The following is a 1,062-nucleotide window of genomic DNA, read 5'->3' as shown; positions in this document are numbered from 1 at the left end:
CAGCCTGCACCGACGTCTCCTCAGCCCCCGCAGCGATCTGCTGCGAGGACGCCGCCAGCTCCTGCGAGCTCGACGCCACCGCATCCGCCGACCCCGCGACGGTGGCGACCACGTCGCGGACGGAGTCCTGGGCCGTGCGGAGCGCGTCGGCCATCTGACCGACCTCGTCACGGCTGTCGACGGTCGCCCGGGCAGTGAGGTCACCGGCGGCCATCGCCTCGAGGGCGGCCTTGACCTTGCCCAGGTTGCCCACGATGCGCGTGGCGGTCAGCAACCCGAGACCAAGCGCCAGCGCCAGCCCGATGACGAGGGCGACGACGACGTTGCGGGTGTCGGCCGCGGTGGTCGCCTCGGCCTCGCTGGCGGTGGCCTCCGCGGCCTCCATCAGGTCGGCGCTGGCCTGGTCGAGGTACCCGAGGTACTCGTCGATGAGCGGCTGCGCCCGCGCCAGCCGGACCTCCTCGTAGCCCGCCTGGTCGTTGGCCAGGGCGAGCGGGAGCAGCTCTTCGTCGCGGACCTGCGTGAACTCCTCGAACGTGGCGAGGAAGTCCTCGAAGGTGGGCATGAGCTCGAAGCCGTCGGCGGCCTCGATCGTGTCGACGGCCGCCTGGATCTCCGCGTCGTTGCCGGCGAACTGCGCGGCCCAGTCCCGCTTCTGCTGGGGGGACGCCGCTGCGGCGACCTGGGCGATGAGCATCCGGGACTTGAGCTGCCCCTGGTGGACGGCGTCCCGCTGCTGAACGACCTCACGCTGGACCCGGACGATCTCCCGGATCTCGCCGCTGGTCTGGTTCAGGCCGCTGATGCCGATGGCCCCCACGACCACGGCCACGACCGCCAGCACGCCGACGGAGGTGAGGATCTTGGTGCGCACCCCCCGGTCGGAGGTCAGGCGGGTGAGCAGGCCGCGGGACCGCGGCTCCGGTGTCGGTTGCGTGGTCATGGTCGTTCTCTTCCGTGAGTGGGGGTGTGTCAGACGGTGAAGCGGGTGACCTGGGTGCGCAGGTCGGTGGCCATCGCGGCCAGCTCCTCGATCGCGGCCTGGGTCTGGGCGACCGCCTG

General features: G+C 71.9%; 1 protein-coding gene. It reads right to left on the bottom strand.

What is annotated here, in order from left to right; genetic code table 11:
* On the bottom strand, window positions 1-943 hold a 943-nt coding region (locus ACYVQV_RS18975; RefSeq protein WP_461024875.1), incomplete at its 3' end, for a HAMP domain-containing protein.
* Between the last annotated feature and the right edge of the window lie 119 nt (window positions 944-1,062).

Source organism: Thalassiella azotivora (assembly GCF_054781695.1).
Note: the sequence above shows the minus strand (reverse complement) of the source record. Positions and strands in the feature narration are given on the sequence as shown.